Raw genomic sequence first — 19,837 nt, 5'->3', positions numbered from 1 at the left:
GGAAACCGCCTCAGGCCTGCGGTAGCTGCGGCGAATCCGCCGGCAACAGATGCTCCTTGAGGATCAGGCCGACGATCAGGAGCGGCGACGACAGAAACGCGCCCATCGGGCCCCACAGCCAGGTCCAGAACGCCAGCGCAAGCAGGACCGCAAGTGCGTTCAGCGCCAGCCGCCGGCCGATGATGGTCGGCGTGATGAAGTGCCCTTCCAGGAAGGTGAGGCCGCCGAAGGCGAGCGCGGCCATGACGGCACCGCTGATAGTCGGGAAGGCGATCAGCCCAACCACGACCAGCACGGCAAACATCGCGATCGGTCCGATGATCGGGATGAAATTGAGCGTTGCCGCCAGCGCGCCGAGCCCGGCCGGATTGGGCATGCCGGTGAGCGCGCAGATGACGCCGGTGGCGACACCGACGCCGACATTGATGAGAGTGACGGTCAGGAGGTAGCTGCCGAGATGGATCTCGATCTCGTTGAGGATCCGCAGCGTACGCAGCCGCGCGTCGCGATCGCTGAAGGTCATGATCATGGCCCGCCGCAGGTCGCGCCAGCTTGCGATGAACAGAATGAGGGTGACGAAGAACAGCAGAAATTCAGTAAAGGTCGGTGACAGGAATTCCAGCGTCGGCTGGACCCACTCGACTTTCGGCATCTGGAAGCTAGGGAAATCCTCCGAGCCGCCGACCATGGCTTGCAGCTCGCGCCACAGCGCCAGTGGCCGGTCGAACACGTGCAGCTTGTCCCTCAATTGCGCGCCGAGCTCCGGCAGGCGCGTGCTCCACTCCATGACCGGCGAGGCGATCAGCGCCAGGGCGAAGGCGACCACCGCAGTCCCCGCGACGACGATCAGGACGGCGCCGAGCGCGCGCGGCACCTTGCATCGCTCGAGGAAACTCGCCGCTGGCGACAGCATGGTGCCGATCACGAAGGCCATCACCACGGGCAGGAAGAACGCCTTTCCGACATAGAGCACGGTGACGATCGCAATCAACAGGAGGCCTGCGAGTGCGAAGGCGACGAACTCGCTGCGGCGGATGACCGGCGGCAGCTCAATATGGCTGTCGGGAAGCGGTTCGCCTTCGCTGTTGCCGGAAATCAGACGTTCGCTGGGAAGGACGCGCACAATACCTCTCCCGCACGGAAACCGCGATCCGCGCGGCCATTTACGGGGTGAGAACGCGCGATCGCGGCGGCGGTTCCATCGCGGCTTCGTGAAGAAATGCTCGCTTGACTGTGACGTCGCTGCCGCGCTTCGCGCTGGAACTTAGATCAGCCCGATGGCGTTGCTTGGCTAGCGCATCACCCGGATGCAAACATCCAATGGGGCAGCACATGACAAAGTTCTCTGCAGTTCGCCGCCGCTTCTCGCCGCGCGCGGTCACCGCCTTTGCCTTCGCGACAGCATTCCTGACGGTGCCGTTCGCGGCGCAGGCCCAGACATTCGGCTACGCACCGCTGCAGCCGCAGATCTACCCGCAAGACCAGACCACCTATTCGCAGGGCTACGCGGCTGAAGAGCCGCAGGCGGCCGACGAGGACGCGGCGTTGCCCGACCGGCTGCGCAAGCAGATCGTCAGCTTCGACAGGAGCGAGCCGGCCGGCACCATCGTCATCGATACCGGCAACACCTATCTTTATTACGTGCTCGGGAATGGCCGCGCGATCCGTTACGGCGTCGGCGTCGGCCGCGAAGGTTTCACCTGGGCGGGCGTGCAGAGCATCAGCCGCAAGGCCGAGTGGCCGGACTGGCATCCGCCGGCCGAGATGATCGCACGGCAGCCTTATCTGCCGCGCTTCGTCGCCGGCGGCCCCGGCAATCCGCTCGGCGCGCGTGCGATGTATCTCGGCTCCAGCGAATACCGCATCCACGGCACCAACGATCCGACCACGATCGGCAAGTTCGTCTCGTCGGGCTGCATCCGCATGACCAATGAGGACGTCACGGACCTGTTCAGCCGCGTCAATATCGGCGCCAAGGTCGTGGTGCTGCCGAAGAACGCGCCGCTGATGGCCAGGGGAGGTGATCCCGTGCACAAGCGCCCGGCCGCAACGACGCTGCCCTCGGGCCGGCAGGCGCTGAACATCTCGACCTCGTCCGTGAACTGAACAGTTTGAGTGAGGTCACATGAAGAGACGTTCGATCGGCAAACTGGCCGGTAGCGCAGCGGCATGCTTCGCCGTCGCCTCCTTCAGCCTTGCGCTGACGCCGTCGGTGCATGCGCAGGATTTCTTCTCCGCGCTGTTCGGCGGCTTCGGAAGGCGGCCGCCGCCGCAAATCCAGATGCCCTTCGCGAACGACGACATGCCGCGCTACGACGCACCGCGCCAGCGGGCCGCCTATGGCGGTGGCACCGCCTATTGCGTGCGCGGCTGCGATGGCCGCTACTTCCCGGCGCAAGGAAACGATGCCGAGAGCAAGGCGCGATCCTGCAAGAGCTTCTGCCCGGCGTCGGAAACCTCGCTGGTCTATGGCAGCAATATCGACGGCGCCACGACCGACAACGGAAAATCCTATTCCGACCTGCCGAACGCTTTCCGCTACCGCAACGAGATCGTTGCCGGCTGTACCTGCAACGGCAAGGATCCGATCGGGCTCGCGCAGGTCAAGGTCGAGGACGATCCCACCTTGCGCAAGGGCGATATCGTCGCCGGCAGCGATGGCCTCGTCGTCGCCAGCCGTAACGCCAACGACCGCCGCGGCGTCGCGATGAATTTTTCGCCGCTGCCGGAATCGGTGCGCGCCAAATTCCGTCAGGTGCCGGTGGTGGCGAAGGAGTAGGAGCGCGGCTTATGCTTACGCCGCGCGGATCTTGCCCAGGAAGTCGCTGACCTCGTGGCCGAGCTGACCGCTCTGGGTTTCCAGCGTCTCGGAGGCGTGCTTCACATTGTCGGCAGCGGCTGCAGCGGCGTCCGCGTCGGCCTTCACGCCGGTGATGTTGTCCGAGACGTTCCTGGTGCCCTGCGCCGCATATTGGGTGCTGCGGGTGATCTCCTGGGTCGCTGCGCCCTGCTCCTGCACGGCGGCGGCAATCGCGGTCGCAACCTCGTTGACTTCGCCGATGATGCCGCCGATGGTCTGGATCGCGTTGATCGCCTCGCCCGCGACCTTCTGGATGTCGGCGATCTGCTCCGAGATTTCCTCGGTCGCCTTCGCGGTCTGGCTCGCCAGCGATTTCACCTCGGAGCCGACCACGGCGAATCCGCGGCCCGCCTCGCCGGCACGCGCGGCCTCGATCGTGGCGTTGAGCGCGAGCAGATTGGTCTGTTGCGCGATGGTGTTGATCAGGCCGACGACTTCGCCGATGCGCCCTGCGGACTTCTGCAAGCCCTGCACGGTGCCGTCGGTCTCGCGGGCCTGCGTGACGGCGCGGCCGGCGATGCCCGCGGCGTGGGCGGCCTGCTGGCTGATGTCGTTGATCGAGGCCGAGAGCTCCTCAGCGGCCGCAGCCACGCTGTCGACGCTCATAGAGGCGTCATTGGAGGCCTTGCCGGCGGCCAGGACGCGGTCGTTGGTCTGACGCGACACGGCGGAGAGATCGCCCGAGGTCTTGCATCGCGCCGGACGCCTCGCTCAATTCACCGAGCGTCTTGCGTACCGCGCCCTCGAACTCGCCGACATAGGTCTCGACCGCGCGCTGGCGTGCGGCCGCGCCGACATTGCGCTCGCGCTCGTGCGCCTCGATCTTGAGCTTCTCGGCCGCCTGCAGCTTGAAGGTTTCGAGTGCACCCGCAAGCGCGCCGATCTCGTCCCGGCGGTCGAGATAGCCGCTGTCGACCGCAAGGTCGCCTCCGGCGACCTTCAGCATGGCATCGCGGATGGTGTTGAGGGGATGGATGACGCGGCGGTTGACCAGCATGATCGCGCCGGCGGCAAGGGCGATGGCAAGCGCCAGAAGGGTCAGCTGCACGGTCAGTGCGCGCCGGGCTGCGGAATGCTGCTCCAGCGTGTGACCCTTGGCTGCATCGAGCGCGGCTTCGGCCACGACGACGGCGCCGGCGAGGCGGGCCACCGTGGTCTGCGTCCACTGGTTCGCGCTCAGTTCAGGCTTCTCGCCGTTGGCGAGCGTATTGGCGAGCCGGTCGCGCAGCGCGAGATATTCGGGCTCGAAATAGGCGGTCTTGGCCGCGGTCATCGCGGCGGCGAGCGCCGGTGGCAACTGCATGCCCGAGGTCGCCAGTTCCAGCGCCTTCCACATCGCGGCCGTGCCGCCGGCATACTGGATGTAAGCGATGCGAGTCTCAGGGGCGATGCGGCCGGCACTGATGCCGGTGGCGACGATCAGCGACGCCTCGCCGCCGGTGTTGCGCAACTGCCAGGCGTTCTGCTTGATCGCCAGCAACTGGTCGATCGTCGCATCCTGATGGTTGACGCTGGCGGCCAGGATATTGGAAATCTTGTCGAGTGTTTCCAGCAGCCCCTGCGTCGTCTCCATGTATTCCTTCGGTAGCCCCGCGCGGCGCTGATCTTTCGGCTTCGCCACCTCCTCCCAGAACTGCTTCTGCTCCTCGCCCAGCAGTTTGTAGAGGCGCGCCAGCTCCGGCATCAGCGTACCCGATTGCGCGAAGTCCATGGTGGGCAAAAGCTCGAGCGCGCGCGCCATCGCCGGCATCTGGATCCCGCGCAGGGTGCGCAGATATTTCTCGATCTCGGAATCCATTGGTTCGGTTGCGTTCAGCAGCCGCGTCGTGGTCGAGCGGTCGGTCCGCAGGCTGTGCATCGCCTTGAACAGGTCGGCGGAGGCCTCCGCAATCTGCGAGATGCGGCTGGTGGTCCTGAGCCGGTCCCAGGACTCGTAAGCCGTGAGCGACAGCGCGATCACCACGCAGGCCGACGTGATCGCGATCACTGCCTTCAAAAGCGCGGACACGGTCAGACGATTGAGCATCGAAGTCCCCAATTCCAAAATTCAAGGTCGTGAGGCGCCCCGGGCAACGAGAACAGGGAGGCGCGGCGTGGTCGGCAATCGCTTGCCGCTGGCGGCACGCCCGCAAACGGTTTCCGCATCTGAAAGGAAAAGGGTAAAGTTTTAGGCGACTGACCTGCCGGTAGAAGTACGTATTTACTAGAAGTTGCAATGAGTTGCCTGAATGGAACCGATCCGAGAGTTGGGCGTTAGGATATCGTTGGCAATTTGCCTGAAGGGGGCCTCGCAATGCTGGTCGGCGTACTCGTCACTTTTCTCGTCGTCATCCTCGTCCTCTATCTCATCAACATGCTGCCGATGGACGGACGCGCCAAGCAGATTGCGCGCGTGATCGTCATCATCATCGGCATCGTGTCGCTGCTGAAATATCTCGCGGTGTTTTAGCGGCGCTTCCTAGATCCCATGGATCATCCCTAACGAAAAAGCCCCGGCGTGTGCCGGGGCTCTTTTCGTGGCTGCCTCAATGCAGCGATTTGAGCCAGTCGTCGACGTCCTGACGCACTTGGTCCTTGGCCTTTCCGTAACGTTGCTGGAGCCGGCCCTCGAGCTGCTCGCGGCGGCCCTCGATCAGTTTGAGATCATCGTCAGTGAGCTTGCCCCATTTCTCCTTGGCGGAGCCCTTGAACTCCTTCCAGTTCCCTTCGATGCGATTCCAGTCCATGACCATCTCCCGTTGGTTGATGGCCCGACAACGCAAGCGGCGCGCAGCCGTTCCGCTGCGCGCCGCGACGTTTCGCCCGCTCGATGCAATCCTCCTCAGCCTCCGGCCTTCGCTTCGCGGCGGCGCGCGGTGAGGATGTATTCGGTATAGCCGTTCGGCTGCTCGCGACCCTTGAAGATCAGGTCGCAGGCGGCCTTGAAGGCGACGCCGTCGAAGGCGGGTGCCATCGGCTTGTAGAGCGCATCGCCCGCGTTCTGCTTGTCGACGACGACGGCCATCCGCTTCAGCGATTCCATCACCTGCGCTTCGGTGATGACGCCCTGGTGCAGCCAGTTGGCGAGGTGCTGGCTGGAGATGCGCAAGGTGGCGCGGTCTTCCATCAGGCCGACATCGTGGATGTCGGGCACCTTGGAGCAGCCGACGCCCTGATCGATCCAGCGCACGACATAGCCGAGGATGCCCTGACAGTTGTTGTCGATCTCCTGCTTGACGTCGTCGGGTGCCCAGTTCGATTTCGACACCGGAATGGTGAGGATGTCGGACAGCTTCGCGCGCAGACCGCCCTTGGCCAGCTCCTGCTGGCGCGCGATCACGTTGACCTGGTGGTAATGCAGCGCGTGCAGCGTCGCGGCGGTCGGCGAGGGCACCCAGGCGGTAGTGGCGCCGGCCTGCGGATGGGCCAGCTTCTGGGTCAGCATGTCCGCCATCTTGTCCGGCGCGGCCCACATGCCCTTGCCGATCTGGGCATGGCCGGGCAGGCCACAGATCAGGCCCATGTCGACGTTCCAGTCCTCATAGGCCTTGATCCAGGCCTGCGCCTTCATCTCGTTCTTGCGGATCATCGGGCCCGCTTCCATCGAGGTGTGGATTTCGTCGCCGGTGCGGTCGAGGAAGCCGGTGTTGATGAACATGATGCGCTTGGAGGCGCGCTGGATGCAGGCCTTCAGGTTCACGGTGGTGCGCCGCTCCTCGTCCATGATGCCGACCTTGAGCGTGTTCTCGGGCAGCCCCAGCATCTTCTCGACGCGGTCGAAGATCTCGCAGGTCAGCGACACCTCGTCGGGGCCGTGCATCTTCGGCTTGACGATATAGGCCGAGCCGGTGCGGCTGTTCTTGACCTTCGAATTGCCCTTGAGGTCGTGGATCGCGAGAAGTCCGGAGACGGCGGCGTCGAGCAGGCCTTCCGGAATTTCCTCGCCGCTCTCGTCCAGCACCGCGTCGGTGAACATGTGGTGACCGCAATTGCGCATCAGCAGCAGGCTGCGGCCGTGCAGCTTGACCTCGCCCTTGCCGTCGGGCGTCTTGTAGCTGCGGTCGGCGTTGAGCGAGCGCGTCAGCGTCTTGCCGCCTTTCTCGAAATCGGCCGACAGCGTGCCGTTCATCAGGCCGAGGGTGTTGCGGTAGACCAGCACCTTGTCCTCGGCGTCGATCGCGGCAACCGAGTCCTCCATGTCGAGGATGGTGGAGACCGCGGACTCCATGATCATGTCGGCGACGCCGGCCGGATCGTCCTTGCCGATCGCGCTGCTGCGGTCGATCTTCACCTCGATATGCAGGCCGTTGTTGACCAGCAGCACTGCGGACGGCGCGGCCGCATCGCCCTGGAAACCGGCGAGCTGCGCGGCGTTCTTCAGCGCGGTCGCATTGCCGCTCTTCAGCTTCACCGCGAGCTGGCCCGCGACGACGCTGTAGGCGGTGACGTCGGTGTGGCTACCGGTCGCGAGCGGTACGGCGGCATCGAGGAAGGCCTTGGCCTTGGCGATCACCTTGTCGCCGCGTGCCTTGTTGTAACCCTTGCCGCTCTCGGCCGGATCGTGCGAGATCGCATCGGTGCCGTAGAAGGCGTCGTAGAGCGAGCCCCAGCGCGCATTCGCCGCGTTCAGCGCGTAGCGCGCATTGGTGAGGGGCACGACCAGCTGCGGGCCGCAGATCTTGCCGATCTCCTCGTCGACATCGGCGGTCTCGACCTCCTGCGTCGCGGGCTCGGGGACGAGATAGCCGATCTCTTTTAAAAAGGCGGTGTAGGCGTTGAGGTCGAACGCCTTGCCCTTGTTGGCGCGGTGCCAGTCGTCGATCCTGGCCTGCAGCGTGTCGCGCAACGTCAGCAACGCGCGGTTCTTCGGCCCCAGATCCTTGATGATGGCGGCAACCCCGGCCCAGAACGCATCCGGCGCGATCCCCGTTTTCGGGGCGGCTTCCTTGGCGATGAAATCGAACAGGACGGGGGCGATCTTCAATCCGTGGGCGTCGACGCGTTTCATGATGGGCTTTCTTGTTGGAAATGGCTGTTTTTGGCTGCTTTTGACCCGACAGCAGCAAAATGAGCCCACAGGGGGCAGCTTTCGGGGTCTTATTAGCCCCAAAATCGGGGCGGTGAGAAGACCCTCGGCGTCTGTCAAAATGTCAAGGAAAGGTGGCGCAGCCTCACGCACCGCTGTCATTCCCCGCGATCCGGCTACGCCAAGGCTTCGCCGGGGTTGAAGTCTAGGGGCGCCGAAGCTTCAGCGTAGGCGACAGGCGGGAAATCCAGTACGCCGCGGCTCCTCCGCATCCCAACGCTGTCTCTGGAATACTGGGTCGCCCGGTCAAGCCGGGCGACGACAGCGAGCGGAGCAGGGCTACTCAAATATTCGCGGCGAGATCCACGACTTCGTCGAACAGCACGCCGGTGGTCTTGAGCATCTGCTCGATCTCATCGGCAGCTTCGGCGATCGTCCGCGTCGACGTGTCGATCACGAGCTCGGCCGCCTGCGGCGCCTCGTAGTCGTTGCCGATACCGGTGAACGACGCCAGCGCGCCGGCGCGGGCCTTCTTGTAGTGGCCCTTGGGGTCGCGTTCTTCGCAGACCTCGGCGGGCGTTGCGACGTGGATCTCGCGGAACGCGGAGTCGGCGATGCGGCGCGCCGTGGCGCGGTCCTCGCGCGCCGGCGAAACCGCGGCAACGATCGCGATATGGCCGTTGCGGGCCAGATGCGTGGCGACCTCGGCGAGGCGGCGGATGTTCTCGCTGCGATCAGCGGCGGAGAAGCCAAGGTCGTTATTGAGGCCGGCCCGCACCGTGTCGCCGTCGAGCAGGATCGGCGAGCCGCCATTGCTGAACAGCCGCCGCTCCAGCGCCTTGGCGAGCGTCGACTTGCCGGAAGCGGGAAGGCCCGTGAGCCAGACCACGGCACCGTTGTGGCGGTAGCGCGCGGAGCGCTCGTCGGGCCGCAGCGCCGATTCCACCGGCACGATGTCGACCGGCACGGCGCGCTGGCCGGCATCGACCGAGAGCACAAGGCCGCCGCCGGCGATGCGCCCGGAGACCTCGATGACGAGGCGTCCGGTACGCGGATTCTCGGTGTAGGGATCGACCGCAATCGGATTGGAGAGAGAGATGTCGATCTCGCCGACATGGTTGCGGCCGATCGCCTTGTTCTCGACGCTCGACAGCTCGCCGGGATCGACCGCCTTCTCGATCGCAACGACGGTGGCGCGGCTTTCCTTCGGCCCGCAGCGAACCAGCAGCTGGTCGCCCTTGGCGAGCGGCTTGTCGTGCAGCCAGAAGATGCGCGCGCGCAGCCGGCGCGTCTCGCGCGGGGCGGCCGCGGTATGGGCAATGATGTCGCCGCGCTCGACGAACAACTCGCGGTCGAGCGTGATGCCGACCGAGCGGCCCGCGCCCTGACGTCCCGCAACCGGCGTCACCGGCCAGCTCTCGACGGACTTGATCTTGGCGATCTTGCCGGCGGGCATGATCACGATTTCGTCGCCGGCAATGAGGCTGCCGGATTCGATACGGCCCGCCACGATGCGGCGATCGTCGAACTTGTAGATCGCCTGCACCGGCAGCCGCAGCGCCAGCGCCTCCAGCGGCCGCGCCGGCTCGAGCCTGTCCAGCGCCTCGACCACGGTCGGCCCCTTGTACCAGCCGATGCGGTCGGTGCGCATCGCGACGCCATCGCCGTCGCGCGCGGAGATCGGGATCACCGCGGTCGGGGTCACGCCGAGGCCCTCGAGATGCGCGGAGATCTCATCGCTGATCGCCTTGAAGCGCTCGGCCGAGAAATCGACGCGGTCCATCTTGTTGACGACGATCGCGACCTGCTTCACGCCGAGCAGATGCAACAGATAGCCGTGCCGCCGGGTCTGGTCGCGCACGCCTTCGAGCGCGTCGATGATCAGCACCGCGCCGTCGGCCTGCGAGGCCCCGGTGATCATGTTGCGCAGGAACTCGGCGTGGCCGGGCGCGTCGATCAGCACGATGTCGCGCGAATTGGTGCGGAAGCGGATCTGCGTGGTGTCGATGGTGATGCCCTGGTCGCGCTCGGTCTGGAGCGCGTCGAGCAGGAACGACCATTCGAACGGCATGCCGCGCCGTGCGCTGACGGCTTTCAGCATGTCGAGCTTGCCGTCGGGCAGGCTACCGGTCTCGTGCAGGAGGCGGCCGACCAGCGTCGACTTGCCGTGGTCGACATGGCCGACGATGACGATCCTAACCTGGGGACGGGTGGTGCCGTTCGGGGTGGCCGGCGAAGCCGGGGTGACGATCATGTTCATATCGCGCTCGCGTCCTTGATCAGAGATAGCCGGCGACGCGCAGGCGCTCGAAAGCGTCCTCGGTCTCGTGGTCGAGCGCGCGTCCGGCGCGCTCCGGCACCTTGGTCTGTTCGAGCTCGATCAGGATCTCGTCGATCGTCGTGGCAGTCGAAGCGACCGGATTGGTGATGTCCTGATCGCCCAGCGAGCGATAGCGCTTGCCGTCCTTGGCGAGATACAGCGGGATGATCGGGATATTCTCGCGCTTGGTGTAGGCCCAGATATCGGCCTCGGTCCAATGCAGGATCGGGTGGATGCGCAAGTGCGCGCCTTGCGGCGGCGAGGCGTTGAAGTGATCCCAGAACTCCGGCGGCTGGTCGCGCACGTCCCAATTGCCTTCGAGCCCGCGCGGCGAGAACACGCGTTCCTTGGCGCGGGTCGCTTCCTCGTCGCGGCGGATGCCGGCAATCAGGCCGTCAAAGCCGTATTTGGCAAGCGCCATCTTCAGGCCCTCGGTCTTGCGCGCGGCGGAACGGGCGGCCGGCGGCAGCGTTGGATCGACGGCATCGATGGGCGGGCAGGGCTCGACGCGCAAATCGAGGTCCCACTCCTTCCCGTAATGATCGCGGAAGCGATACATCTCCGGAAACTTCTTGCCGGTGTCGACATGGAGGGCCGGGAACGGCAGACGACCGAAGAAGGCCTTGCGCGCCAGCCAGATCATGACGTTGGAGTCCTTGCCGAGCGACCACAGCAGGGCGATCTTCTTCAATCGGGCAAAAGCCTCGCGGAAGATGTAGATGCTCTGGGCCTCGAGCTGGTCGAGATGGTCCATGCCGGGGGCAGTCAGTCCGACGGGAATTTGCTCGGAAACGGCGGGGCGGGAGTCCCGTCCATCTGCACCGGAATCGGTCCTGAGAAGATGCATCTCTGCCACTTTGCGTTTGGAGGCGAATTTTCTATAGTTGCGATGCAAGAGAGAAGAAGAAATTTTCTCTTTGCGCGCTCGAAACGACACATATATAGAAAATAATTCCAGTCAACCCCGGATGTGGGGGAAGCGAGTATCGCATGCGGTTCTTGCCGGTGTTTCTCGATCTCAAGGCCGGTCCGGTGGTCCTCATCGGCGCGGGCGAGCTGTTGCGCGCCAAGCTGCGCGTGCTTGCAGCGGCCGGTGCGCGCATTCGCGTGCATGCGATCGACGGCAATCATGATTTGAGCCTCGGCTCCGAGGACGCTTCGCGCATCGACATCGCGACAGGCGATCCGCTGACCGCCGATCTCTCAGGTGTCATCGCCGTCGTCTGCGCGGGTGCGGGAGATGTCGGCGTGGCGATGTCGGTTCGCGCCAAGGCGCTCGGCCTGCCCGTCAACGTCATGGACGATCTCGAGCATTCCAGCTTCATCTTCCCGGCCATCGTCGATCGCGGCGACGTCGTGGTCGCGGTCGGAACCGGCGGCACCTCCCCGGTGGTGGCGCGACGCGTGCGCGAGAAGATCGAGGCGCTGCTGCCGGCGCGCATCGGCGAGCTCGCCGAATTCATCGGCGGCGTCCGCAAATCCATCAACGAGCGCATTGCCGAGTTTGCGCTGCGCCGCCGTTTCTGGGAGCGCGTCATCGATGGCCCGATCGGCGCCGCCGTGCTCGCCGGCCGCAAGGGTGAGGCCGACGCGGCGATCAAGGCGATTTCCGATCCAGCCGCCTTTGCGCGTGCCGACAAGCCGGAAGGCTCGGTCGCGCTGGTCGGCGCCGGCCCCGGCGATCCCGACTTGCTCACCATCAAGGCGCTGCGCGCGCTCCAGGATGCCGACATCGTCTTCCACGACGAGCTGGTTTCCCCTGAAATTCTCGATCGTATCCGCCGCGACACCACGCGCATCGCCGTTGGCCGTCGCGTCGGCAAGCCCGGCATCGGCCAGGACGCCATCAACAAGCGCATGATCGCGGCCGCGCAATCCGGCCAGCGCGTGGTGCGGCTCAAGGGCGGCGATCCCTTCGTGTTCGGTCGCGGCGGCGAAGAGGTGGAAGCGCTGCGCGCCGCCGGCGTCGCTTATTCGGTCATTCCCGGCATCACCGCCGGGCTCGGCGGCGCCGCCGATTTCGAGGTGCCGCTCACTTTCCGTCACGAAGCGACCCGCATCACCTTCCTCACCGCGCACAAGGCGCGCGATGCGGAAGTCGTGGACTGGTCGACGCTGACCGACACCAAGATGACCGTCGTGGTCTACATGGGCATGACCGCGGCACCCGCCATACGCGCCGGCCTGTTCGCAGCCGGCCGCTCGCCGGAAACGCCGGTCGGCGTGTTCGCCCGCGTGACGCGTCCCGATGCGCAAGGCGCGATCGGCACGCTGCGCGACCTGCCCGAGCTCGTGCGCCGGACCAATGGCGGTCCCGCCATTCTCATCATCGGCGACGTGGTCCGGCATGCCGGTTCGCTTCGCCGCGAAACGTCCGAAAAAAAACCAAAGCAAATCATCTCTGACCTCCTGGATGCAGCCGAATGACCTCCCCGCTTGAACAGAAGAAGATCAAAATCGCCGGCCCCTCGGTCGTGACCGCCAACCGGACCTGGGATGGCATCGTGGTTTACCGCACCGCTGCCAAGAGCTGGTCCGCGGAGCTGTCGGAAGCCGCCATCGTGCGCAACTCCGACGAGGCGAAAGCGTTGCTCGCCGAGTCCGTCGCCGATGACGTGGGCGCGATCGGTCCCTATATCGCGCCGGTGCAGATCGGTGCGGACGGCCAGATCGAGCCCGGCAATCTGCGCGAACAGATCCGCCGCACCGGCGTCACCATCGGACAGCCGGTCCAGGTTTAAGGCGCTTTCTTATGTATGCTTACGACGAAATCGACCGCACGCTCGTCAACGAGCGCGTCTCGGAGTTCCGCGACCAGGTGCAGCGGCGCCTGTCCGGCGAGCTCACCGAGGACGAGTTCAAGATCCTGCGACTCCAGAACGGCGTTTATCTGCAACTGCACGCCTACATGTTCCGCGTCGCCATCCCCTACGGCACGCTGGCGTCGAACCAGCTGCGGGCGCTCGCCCATGTCGCGCGCAAATACGATCGCGGTTACGGCCATTTCACCACGCGGCAGAACATCCAGTTCAACTGGATCAAGCTCGCCGAGCTGCCGGATGCGCTGGCTGATCTGGCCGAAGTCGGCATCCACGCGATGCAGACCTCCGGCAATAACATGCGTAACGTCACCTCGGACCAGTGGGCCGGCGTCGCGCCCGGCGAGATCGAGGATCCGCGCATCTGGTCGGAGCTGATCCGTCAGCACACCACGCTGCATCCGGAATTCTCGTTCCTGCCGCGCAAGTTCAAGATCGCGATCACCGCGTCGGACCATGACCGCGTTGCGATCAAGATCCACGATATCGGGCTGAAGCTGATCAAGAACGAAAAGAGCGAGACCGGCTTCGAGGTGCTGGTCGGCGGCGGTCTCGGCCGCACGCCGTTCATCGGCAAGACCATCAAGCACTTCGTGCACGGTCGCGACATCCTCAGCTACATCGAGGCGATCCTGCGGGTCTACAACCAGTACGGCCGCCGCGACAATATCTACAAGGCGCGCATCAAGATCCTGGTGCACGAGCTCGGCATCGAAAAATTCTCGCGCGAGGTCGAGGAGGAGTGGCAGCACATCCGCAACTCCTCGCTCCAGATCGACGACGAGGTGATCGAGGACATCCGCTCGCGCTTCACCTATCCCAATTACGAGAAGCTGCCGCACAATCCGGACGAGCTGCGCCAAGCCGCGGCCGATCCGGATTTCGAGGCATGGCGCAAGAACTCGGTGGCCGCGCACAAGAACCCGGGCTATTCCATCGTCACGATCTCGCTGAAGCCGATCGGCGCGCCTCCGGGCGATGCCACCGCTGAACAGATGGATGCGCTGGCCGATCTCGCCGACAAGTATTCTTTCGGCGAGATCCGCGTCGGCCACGAGCAGAACCTCGCGCTGCCGCATGTCGCCAAGCGCGACCTGCCGGCGCTGTGGAAGGCGCTCGACAAGCTCGGCCTCGCGACGCCGAACGTCAACCTGATCACGGACATCATCGCCTGCCCCGGGCTCGACTATTGCTCGCTGGCGAATGCGCGCTCGATCCCGATCGCGCAGGAGTTGACGCGGCGCTTCGCTAACCACGAGCTCGCCAATTTGATCGGCCGGCTGCACATCAACATCTCCGGCTGCATCAACGCCTGCGGTCATCACCACGTCGGCCATATCGGTATTCTCGGCGTCGAGAAGAACGGCGAGGAGGTCTACCAGATCACCATCGGCGGCCGGGCCGATGAAGGCGCCGCACTCGGCAATCTGATCGGCCCCGGCGTCAAGTTCGACGAGGTTGCCGACGTCATCGAGGACGTTGTGGAAGCTTATCTTGCGCTGCGTGAGCGGCCCGAAGAGCTGTTCATCGACACGGTGAAGCGCCTCGGCGTCGAACCCTTCAAGGAGCGCGTCTATGCCACTCGTTAACGGCGGAAAGATTGCCGCCGACAGTTTTATCAAGCTGGCCGTCGATACACCGCTGCCCGAGAGCGGCGACATCCTGGTGCCGGCCGAACGTTTCGTCGGTGAGGCGGATGCGTTGCTCAAGCGGGCCGGCAAGGTCGGCGTGATCTGGCCGAACAACCGCGACATCGACGAGCTCGTGCCCTATCTCGGCAAGGTTGCCGCCATTGCGCTGGTGTTCCCGACCTTTCGTGACGGGCGCGCCTACAGCCAGGCGCGGCTGCTGCGCGAGCGCTACAACTATCGTGGCGAGTTGCGTGCCACCGGGCAGGTGCTGCGCGACCAGTTCGTGTTCATGCTGCGCGCCGGATTCGATTCCTTCGAGGTCAAGAAGCAGGCCGACGCCGAAGCCTTCATGCAGACGGCGAAGCGCTATTCGGTGTTCTATCAGCCGACCGGCGATGGCCGCATCACCGCGCTGCACCGGCGCATGCAACTGCGTCATTCGGAAGGTGTCGGCACGTGAACGCAATCGCGCCTCGGATTTCGTCGTCGGTCGTCTCTATGCTGCCTTCAGCGGAGGAGCTCGATCGCGCCTTGCGCGATGCCTCGCCCGCCGAAATCATCGCCGCGGCGCTGAAGGCGGTCGGGCGCGACAAGCTTGCGCTGGTATCGTCGTTCGGGACGGAATCGGCGACGCTGCTCAAGGTCATGGCGGACGTCGATCCGGCGATCCCCGTGATTTTCCTCGACACCGGCTGGCTGTTCGAGGAGACGCTGGCCTATCGCGACACGCTGATCGCGACGATGGGCCTGAAGGATGTGCGCTCGATCAGGCCGGCCGAGGAGACGCTGTCGCGCGAAGATCCCGACCGCGACCTCTGGTTCTCCGATCCCGACGCCTGCTGCCGCATCCGCAAGGTGGAACCGCTGGCGCGCGCACTGAAGCCGTTCGATGCCTGGCTCAACGGCCGCAAGCGCTTCCAGGGCAATGCGCGCACCGACATTCCGGTGGTCGAGACCGACGGCGCGCGGTTGAAATTCAATCCCTTCGCCAATGTCTCGCGCGAGGACCTCGAGGCGATTTTCGTCCGCGCCAAATTGCCGCGGCACCCTCTGGTTGCGTCCGGATTTCTGTCCGTTGGATGCATGCCTTGCACCAGCCGGACCAGTGCCGGCGAGGACGAACGCGCCGGCCGGTGGCGCGGCCGGGCCAAGACGGAATGCGGCATCCACACGATGAAGACTTCGTAGCACAGTCGCGCTGTCACGCTGCGAACAAGAAAATCCGGTTCCGTTGACTTAAGCGCGTTTCGCCCCGAGTTATGCCCGCATGCCATCGATGACGCGGATGTCGTCGAGGTAAATGGAGATGGACATGATGCGCCGTATCGTCCCGCTCGCGGCAGGCCTCCTCTGGGCAAGCGCGGCTCTCGCGGCTGACGTCAACCTGCTCAACGTGTCGTACGATCCGACGCGCGAGCTCTATGCCGACTTCAACAAGGCGTTCGCGACCGCCTACCAGAAGGAGACCGGCAAGAGCGTCGAGATCAAGCAGTCGCATAACGGCTCGGGCGCGTCCTCGCGCAGCGTCATCGATGGCCTGCCGGCGGACGTGGTGACGCTTGCGCTTGCCTACGACATCGACGCGATTGCGGGCAAGGGATTGATCGCCGCCGATTGGCAGAAGAGACTCCCGCAAAATTCCTCGCCATATACCTCGACGATCGTGTTCCTGGTGCGCAAGGGCAATCCGAAGGGCATCAAGGACTGGGAGGACCTGATCAAGCCGGGCGTCGCCGTCATCACGCCGAACCCGAAGACGTCAGGCGGTGCGCGCTGGAATTATCTCGCAGCGTGGGGCTATGCCCAGAAGAAGCTCGGCTCTGCCGACAAGGCCAAGGAATTTATTGGCAAACTCTATCAGCAGGTGCCGGTGCTCGACACCGGTGCGCGTGGCGCGACCGTGACCTTCGTCGAGCGCGGCGTCGGCGATGTCCTGCTTGCCTGGGAGAACGAGGCGTTCCTCGCCCTGAAGGAATTTGGTCCCGAGAAATTCGAGATCGTCGCGCCCCGCCAGTCCATCCTGGCGGAGCCGCCGGTCGCGGTCGTCGACAAGGTCGTGGACCGCAAGGGCACTCGCAGCGTTGCTGACGCCTACCTGCAATATTGGTATACCAAGGAAGGTCAGGAGATCGCGGCGCGCAATTTCTACCGTCCGCGCGATCCCGAGGTCGCCAAAAAGTACGAAAACGCCTTCGCCAAGGTTGAACTATTTACGATCGACGACGTTTTCGGTGGTTGGGCCAAGGCGCAGAAGGAACATTTTGCCGACGGCGGCGTCTTTGATCAGATCTACAAGAACTGATCGGGCGCTGTCGGAGGGGCTGTAGCAGGGGGCCTGGTGAGCGCATTCGCAGCACGACGCCGGACATTGCCGGGCTTCGGTCTCACCATGGGACTGACGCTGTCCTGGCTGTCGGTCATCATCCTGATTCCGCTGGCCGGGTTGTTCCTGAAATCGCTGGAGCTGAGCCCGGAGCAGTTCTGGAATATCCTCTCCAGCCGCCGTACCCTGAATGCGCTCCGCGTCTCGTTCGGCCTCGCCTTCGCTGCGGCCAGCGTCAACCTCGTCATGGGCAGCATCATCGTCTGGGCGCTGGTGCGCTACCGTTTCCCCGGCCGGCGGCTGTTCGATGCCATCGTCGACGTTCCCTTTGCGCTGCCGACCGCGGTCGCCGGCGTCGCGCTGACCGCGCTGTTTGCCGAGAAGGGCTGGCTCGGGGCGCCGCTTGCTGCGCTCGGCATCAAGGTGGCGTTCACGCCGGTCGGCATCTTCGTCGCGATGATCTTCATCGGCATTCCCTTCGTGGTGCGCACGGTGCAGCCGGTGCTTCAGGATCTCGACCCCGAGATCGAGGAGGCCGCGGGAAGCCTGGGGGCGAGCCGCTGGCAGACCATCATCCGCGTGATCCTGCCCTCGCTCGCACCGGCGCTGCTCACCGGGCTTGCGCTCGCCTTCGCCCGCGCCGTCGGCGAATACGGCTCGGTGATCTTCATCGCCGGCAATCTGCCTAACGTCTCCGAGATCGCGCCGCTGCTGATCGTGATCCGGCTCTCCGAATTCCGCTACGCCGATGCGACCGCGATTGCGGTGGTCATGCTCGTCGTGTCCTTTGTCATCATCTTCGCCGTCAACCGGCTCCAGCGCTGGGCGCAGAGCCGGATCCCGGCGCGCTGAGGGCGGATCATGACGATGCAGATCGCAGAATCCGTTTCGCTGTCCCCGTCGGAGGCCAAGGCGCGTGCACATGCGGAGGCCGCGCGCGACAACCTTCGCACCGAGCCGAGGGCGGTACGCATCGTCATCATCACCCTGGCAGTGTTGTTCCTTTCCGTTTTCGTCGTGCTGCCGCTGGTGGTCGTGTTCGCGCATGCCTTCTCGAAAGGGATTCTTGCGTATTTCGCCGCGCTGGCCGAGCCGGAGGCGCTGGCCGCGATCAAGCTGACGCTGCTGGTCGCCGCGATCTCGGTCGGCCTCAATCTGGTGTTCGGCCTGGTCGCCGCCTGGGCCATCGCAAAATTCGATTTTCCGGGCAAGACCTTCCTGATCACGCTGATCGATCTGCCGTTCTCGGTGAGCCCGGTGATCTCGGGCCTGGTCTTCGTGCTGCTGTTCGGCGCGCAGGGCTATTTCGGCGGCTGGCTGAGGGATCACGACATCCAGATCCTGTTCGCGGTGCCCGGCATCGCGCTCGCCACCACCTTCGTGACCTTCCCCTTCGTGGCGCGCGCACTGATCCCCTTGATGCAGGAGCAGGGCACGCAGGAGGAGGAGGCCGCGATCTCGCTCGGCGCCTCCGGCTTGCAGACCTTCTTCCGCGTCACGCTGCCCAACATCAAATGGGGCGTGCTCTACGGCGTCCTGCTCTGCAACGCGCGCGCGATGGGCGAGTTCGGCGCGGTCTCCGTCGTCTCGGGCCATATCCGCGGCGAGACCAACACCATGCCGCTGCTGGTCGAGATCCTCTACAACGAATACCAGTTCGTCGCCGCCTTCGCGATCGCCTCGCTGCTGGCGATGCTGGCGCTGATCACGCTGATCGCCAAGACCGTTCTCGAACGTCACCTCGACGAAGGACAAGACGTCAATGACCATTGAAGTCAGGAATCTCGTCAAGAAATTCGGCACTTTCAAAGCTCTCGACGGCGTCGACCTCAAGGTCGACAATGGCGAGCTGCTGGCGCTGCTCGGCCCCTCAGGCTCCGGCAAGACGACGCTGCTGCGCATCATCGCCGGCCTCGACTGGCCGGATTCCGGCGATGTCGCCTTCAACGGCGAGGACGCGCTGGCGCAGGGCGCGCGCGAACGCCATGTCGGTTTCGTGTTTCAGCATTACGCGCTGTTCCGCCACATGACCGTGTTCGAGAACGTCGCCTTCGGCCTGCGCGTGCAGCCGCGCGCGGTCCGCAAGGACGAGGCCACCATCCGGGCGCGCGTCAAAGAGCTGCTCGACCTCGTCCAGCTCGACTGGCTCGCCGACCGCTATCCGAGCCAGCTCTCCGGCGGCCAGCGCCAGCGCATCGCGCTCGCCCGCGCGCTCGCGATCGAACCGCGCATCCTGCTGCTGGACGAGCCGTTCGGCGCGCTCGACGCCAAGGTGCGCAAGGAGCTGCGCAGATGGCTGCGCTCGCTACACCATGAGATCAACGTCACCTCGATCTTCGTCACCCACGACCAGGAAGAGGCGCTGGAAGTCGCCAACCGCGTCGTGGTGATGGACAAGGGCAGGATCGAGCAGATCGGCTCGCCCGATGATGTCTATGAGACCCCGGCGACCGCGTTCGTCCACGGCTTCATCGGCGAGTCGATCGAGCTGCCGGTCCAGGTCGAGGCCGGCGTGATCAGGCTTGGCGACCAGCCGCTCCGGCTCGCGGCGGACGGGCTTACGCCTGGCGCGTCAAAACTATTCGTACGGCGACACGACATGCTGGTCGGCCCGCCCGGGAGCGGCGCCTTCGAGGGCGCCGTGCAGCATGTCCGCAATTTCGGCCCCGTACAACGCGCCGAGGTCGCACTGTCGGGCGGGCAAACGATCGAGATCGATGCGCCACGCGGCAGGGAACTGCGCGCCGGCGACACGATCGGCCTGGAACCTCGACGTTACCGGATCTTTGCGGGTTAGAAGTCCGCCGTCATTCCGGGGCGATGCGTAGCGTCGAACTATGGTGCGCAATTGCGCACCGGAGAATATCGAGGTTGTGGCG

General features: G+C 65.0%; 17 protein-coding genes and 1 pseudogene. 12 read left to right on the top strand and 6 right to left on the bottom strand.

Annotated elements, in window-relative coordinates:
• Positions 1–10 precede the first annotated feature (10 nt).
• Positions 11–1,123: an AI-2E family transporter gene (locus QSV46_RS07000; RefSeq protein WP_314948436.1), complete on the bottom strand. Its 1,113-nt coding sequence runs from the start codon at positions 1,121–1,123 to the stop codon at positions 11–13.
• Positions 1,124–1,332: 209 nt separating this feature from the next.
• On the opposite strand from QSV46_RS07000, the gene QSV46_RS06995 reads away from it, so the two are divergent.
• A complete protein-coding gene (locus QSV46_RS06995; protein WP_314948433.1) occupies positions 1,333–2,106 on the top strand; it encodes a L,D-transpeptidase in 774 nt (257 codons plus the stop codon).
• A gap of 19 nt (positions 2,107–2,125) precedes the next feature.
• On the top strand, positions 2,126–2,779 hold the full coding sequence (locus QSV46_RS06990; RefSeq protein ID WP_314948432.1) for a DUF2865 domain-containing protein: 654 nt from the start codon (positions 2,126–2,128) through the stop codon (positions 2,777–2,779).
• 15 nt (positions 2,780–2,794) lie between these two features.
• Here QSV46_RS06990 and QSV46_RS06985 read toward each other — a convergent pair.
• A pseudogene (locus QSV46_RS06985) lies at positions 2,795–4,886 on the bottom strand (methyl-accepting chemotaxis protein).
• A gap of 267 nt (positions 4,887–5,153) precedes the next feature.
• Here QSV46_RS06985 and QSV46_RS06980 point away from each other — a divergent pair.
• Positions 5,154–5,309: a Thivi_2564 family membrane protein gene (locus QSV46_RS06980; RefSeq protein ID WP_008546817.1), complete on the top strand. Its 156-nt coding sequence runs from the start codon at positions 5,154–5,156 to the stop codon at positions 5,307–5,309.
• Positions 5,310–5,385: 76 nt separating this feature from the next.
• Here QSV46_RS06980 and QSV46_RS06975 read toward each other — a convergent pair whose 3' ends face one another.
• From QSV46_RS06975 to cysD, 4 genes are all read right to left on the bottom strand, one after another.
• Positions 5,386–5,586: a CsbD family protein gene (locus QSV46_RS06975; protein WP_314948390.1), complete on the bottom strand. Its 201-nt coding sequence runs from the start codon at positions 5,584–5,586 to the stop codon at positions 5,386–5,388.
• A 95-nt stretch (positions 5,587–5,681) separates the two neighbouring features.
• Positions 5,682–7,847, bottom strand: a complete 2,166-nt coding sequence (locus QSV46_RS06970; protein ID WP_314948387.1) for a malate synthase G — start codon at positions 7,845–7,847, stop codon at positions 5,682–5,684.
• A 361-nt stretch (positions 7,848–8,208) separates the two neighbouring features.
• Positions 8,209–10,125: an adenylyl-sulfate kinase gene (gene cysC / locus QSV46_RS06965; RefSeq protein WP_314948385.1), complete on the bottom strand. Its 1,917-nt coding sequence runs from the start codon at positions 10,123–10,125 to the stop codon at positions 8,209–8,211.
• Positions 10,126–10,144: 19 nt separating this feature from the next.
• Positions 10,145–10,939, bottom strand: a complete 795-nt coding sequence (cysD, locus tag QSV46_RS06960) for a sulfate adenylyltransferase subunit CysD (protein ID WP_314949244.1) — start codon at positions 10,937–10,939, stop codon at positions 10,145–10,147.
• 236 nt (positions 10,940–11,175) lie between these two features.
• Here cysD and cysG point away from each other — a divergent pair, with 236 nt between their 5' ends.
• The 9 genes from cysG to QSV46_RS06915 all read left to right on the top strand — a co-directional run bounded on the left by cysG (position 11,176) and on the right by QSV46_RS06915 (position 19,755).
• A complete protein-coding gene (gene cysG, locus QSV46_RS06955) occupies positions 11,176–12,612 on the top strand; it encodes a siroheme synthase CysG (protein ID WP_314948383.1) in 1,437 nt (478 codons plus the stop codon).
• Positions 12,609–12,926, top strand: coding sequence for a DUF2849 domain-containing protein (locus tag QSV46_RS06950; RefSeq protein ID WP_314948381.1), 318 nt, complete (start codon positions 12,609–12,611; stop codon positions 12,924–12,926). Before cysG ends, QSV46_RS06950 begins: the two co-directional genes overlap by 4 nt.
• 11 nt (positions 12,927–12,937) lie before the next feature.
• Positions 12,938–14,593, top strand: a complete 1,656-nt coding sequence (locus tag QSV46_RS06945; protein ID WP_314948379.1) for a nitrite/sulfite reductase — start codon at positions 12,938–12,940, stop codon at positions 14,591–14,593.
• Positions 14,580–15,095: a DUF934 domain-containing protein gene (locus tag QSV46_RS06940; protein WP_314948376.1), complete on the top strand. Its 516-nt coding sequence runs from the start codon at positions 14,580–14,582 to the stop codon at positions 15,093–15,095. The genes QSV46_RS06945 and QSV46_RS06940 overlap by 14 nt, the downstream gene beginning before the upstream one ends.
• Positions 15,092–15,823: a phosphoadenylyl-sulfate reductase gene (locus tag QSV46_RS06935; RefSeq protein WP_314948373.1), complete on the top strand. Its 732-nt coding sequence runs from the start codon at positions 15,092–15,094 to the stop codon at positions 15,821–15,823. The genes QSV46_RS06940 and QSV46_RS06935 overlap by 4 nt, the downstream gene beginning before the upstream one ends.
• A gap of 124 nt (positions 15,824–15,947) precedes the next feature.
• Complete coding sequence (locus tag QSV46_RS06930; RefSeq protein WP_314948370.1) at positions 15,948–16,937, top strand: sulfate ABC transporter substrate-binding protein; 990 nt, start codon at positions 15,948–15,950, stop codon at positions 16,935–16,937.
• A gap of 36 nt (positions 16,938–16,973) precedes the next feature.
• Complete coding sequence (gene cysT / locus QSV46_RS06925; RefSeq protein ID WP_314948368.1) at positions 16,974–17,810, top strand: sulfate ABC transporter permease subunit CysT; 837 nt, start codon at positions 16,974–16,976, stop codon at positions 17,808–17,810.
• Between the two features lie 9 nt (positions 17,811–17,819).
• On the top strand, positions 17,820–18,731 hold the full coding sequence (gene cysW, locus QSV46_RS06920; protein ID WP_314948365.1) for a sulfate ABC transporter permease subunit CysW: 912 nt from the start codon (positions 17,820–17,822) through the stop codon (positions 18,729–18,731).
• Positions 18,721–19,755, top strand: coding sequence for a sulfate ABC transporter ATP-binding protein (locus tag QSV46_RS06915; protein ID WP_314948363.1), 1,035 nt, complete (start codon positions 18,721–18,723; stop codon positions 19,753–19,755). The genes cysW and QSV46_RS06915 overlap by 11 nt, the downstream gene beginning before the upstream one ends.
• Positions 19,756–19,837 lie beyond the last annotated feature (82 nt).

This window comes from Bradyrhizobium cosmicum (assembly GCF_032290525.1).
Classification (GTDB): domain Bacteria; phylum Pseudomonadota; class Alphaproteobacteria; order Rhizobiales; family Xanthobacteraceae; genus Bradyrhizobium; species Bradyrhizobium cosmicum_A.
The sequence above is the reverse complement of the archived record's forward strand: the minus strand, read 5'-3'. Positions and strand labels throughout refer to the sequence as shown.

What these genes read in the sequence shown, in the direction of transcription:
- QSV46_RS06995 (WP_314948433.1), top strand. Translation starts at nt 1,333, where the DNA reads ATGACAAAGTTCTCTGCAGTTCGCCGCCGCTTCTCGCCGCGCGCGGTC.
- QSV46_RS06990 (WP_314948432.1), top strand. Translation starts at nt 2,126, where the DNA reads ATGAAGAGACGTTCGATCGGCAAACTGGCCGGTAGCGCAGCGGCATGC.
- QSV46_RS06980 (WP_008546817.1), top strand. Translation starts at nt 5,154, where the DNA reads ATGCTGGTCGGCGTACTCGTCACTTTTCTCGTCGTCATCCTCGTCCTC.
- QSV46_RS06975 (WP_314948390.1), bottom strand. Translation starts at nt 5,586, where the DNA reads ATGGACTGGAATCGCATCGAAGGGAACTGGAAGGAGTTCAAGGGCTCC.
- QSV46_RS06970 (WP_314948387.1), bottom strand. Translation starts at nt 7,847, where the DNA reads ATGAAACGCGTCGACGCCCACGGATTGAAGATCGCCCCCGTCCTGTTC.
- cysC (WP_314948385.1), bottom strand. Translation starts at nt 10,125, where the DNA reads ATGAACATGATCGTCACCCCGGCTTCGCCGGCCACCCCGAACGGCACC.
- cysD (WP_314949244.1), bottom strand. Translation starts at nt 10,939, where the DNA reads ATGGACCATCTCGACCAGCTCGAGGCCCAGAGCATCTACATCTTCCGC.
- cysG (WP_314948383.1), top strand. Translation starts at nt 11,176, where the DNA reads ATGCGGTTCTTGCCGGTGTTTCTCGATCTCAAGGCCGGTCCGGTGGTC.
- QSV46_RS06950 (WP_314948381.1), top strand. Translation starts at nt 12,609, where the DNA reads ATGACCTCCCCGCTTGAACAGAAGAAGATCAAAATCGCCGGCCCCTCG.
- QSV46_RS06945 (WP_314948379.1), top strand. Translation starts at nt 12,938, where the DNA reads ATGTATGCTTACGACGAAATCGACCGCACGCTCGTCAACGAGCGCGTC.
- QSV46_RS06940 (WP_314948376.1), top strand. Translation starts at nt 14,580, where the DNA reads ATGCCACTCGTTAACGGCGGAAAGATTGCCGCCGACAGTTTTATCAAG.
- QSV46_RS06930 (WP_314948370.1), top strand. Translation starts at nt 15,948, where the DNA reads ATGATGCGCCGTATCGTCCCGCTCGCGGCAGGCCTCCTCTGGGCAAGC.
- cysW (WP_314948365.1), top strand. Translation starts at nt 17,820, where the DNA reads ATGACGATGCAGATCGCAGAATCCGTTTCGCTGTCCCCGTCGGAGGCC.
- QSV46_RS06915 (WP_314948363.1), top strand. Translation starts at nt 18,721, where the DNA reads ATGACCATTGAAGTCAGGAATCTCGTCAAGAAATTCGGCACTTTCAAA.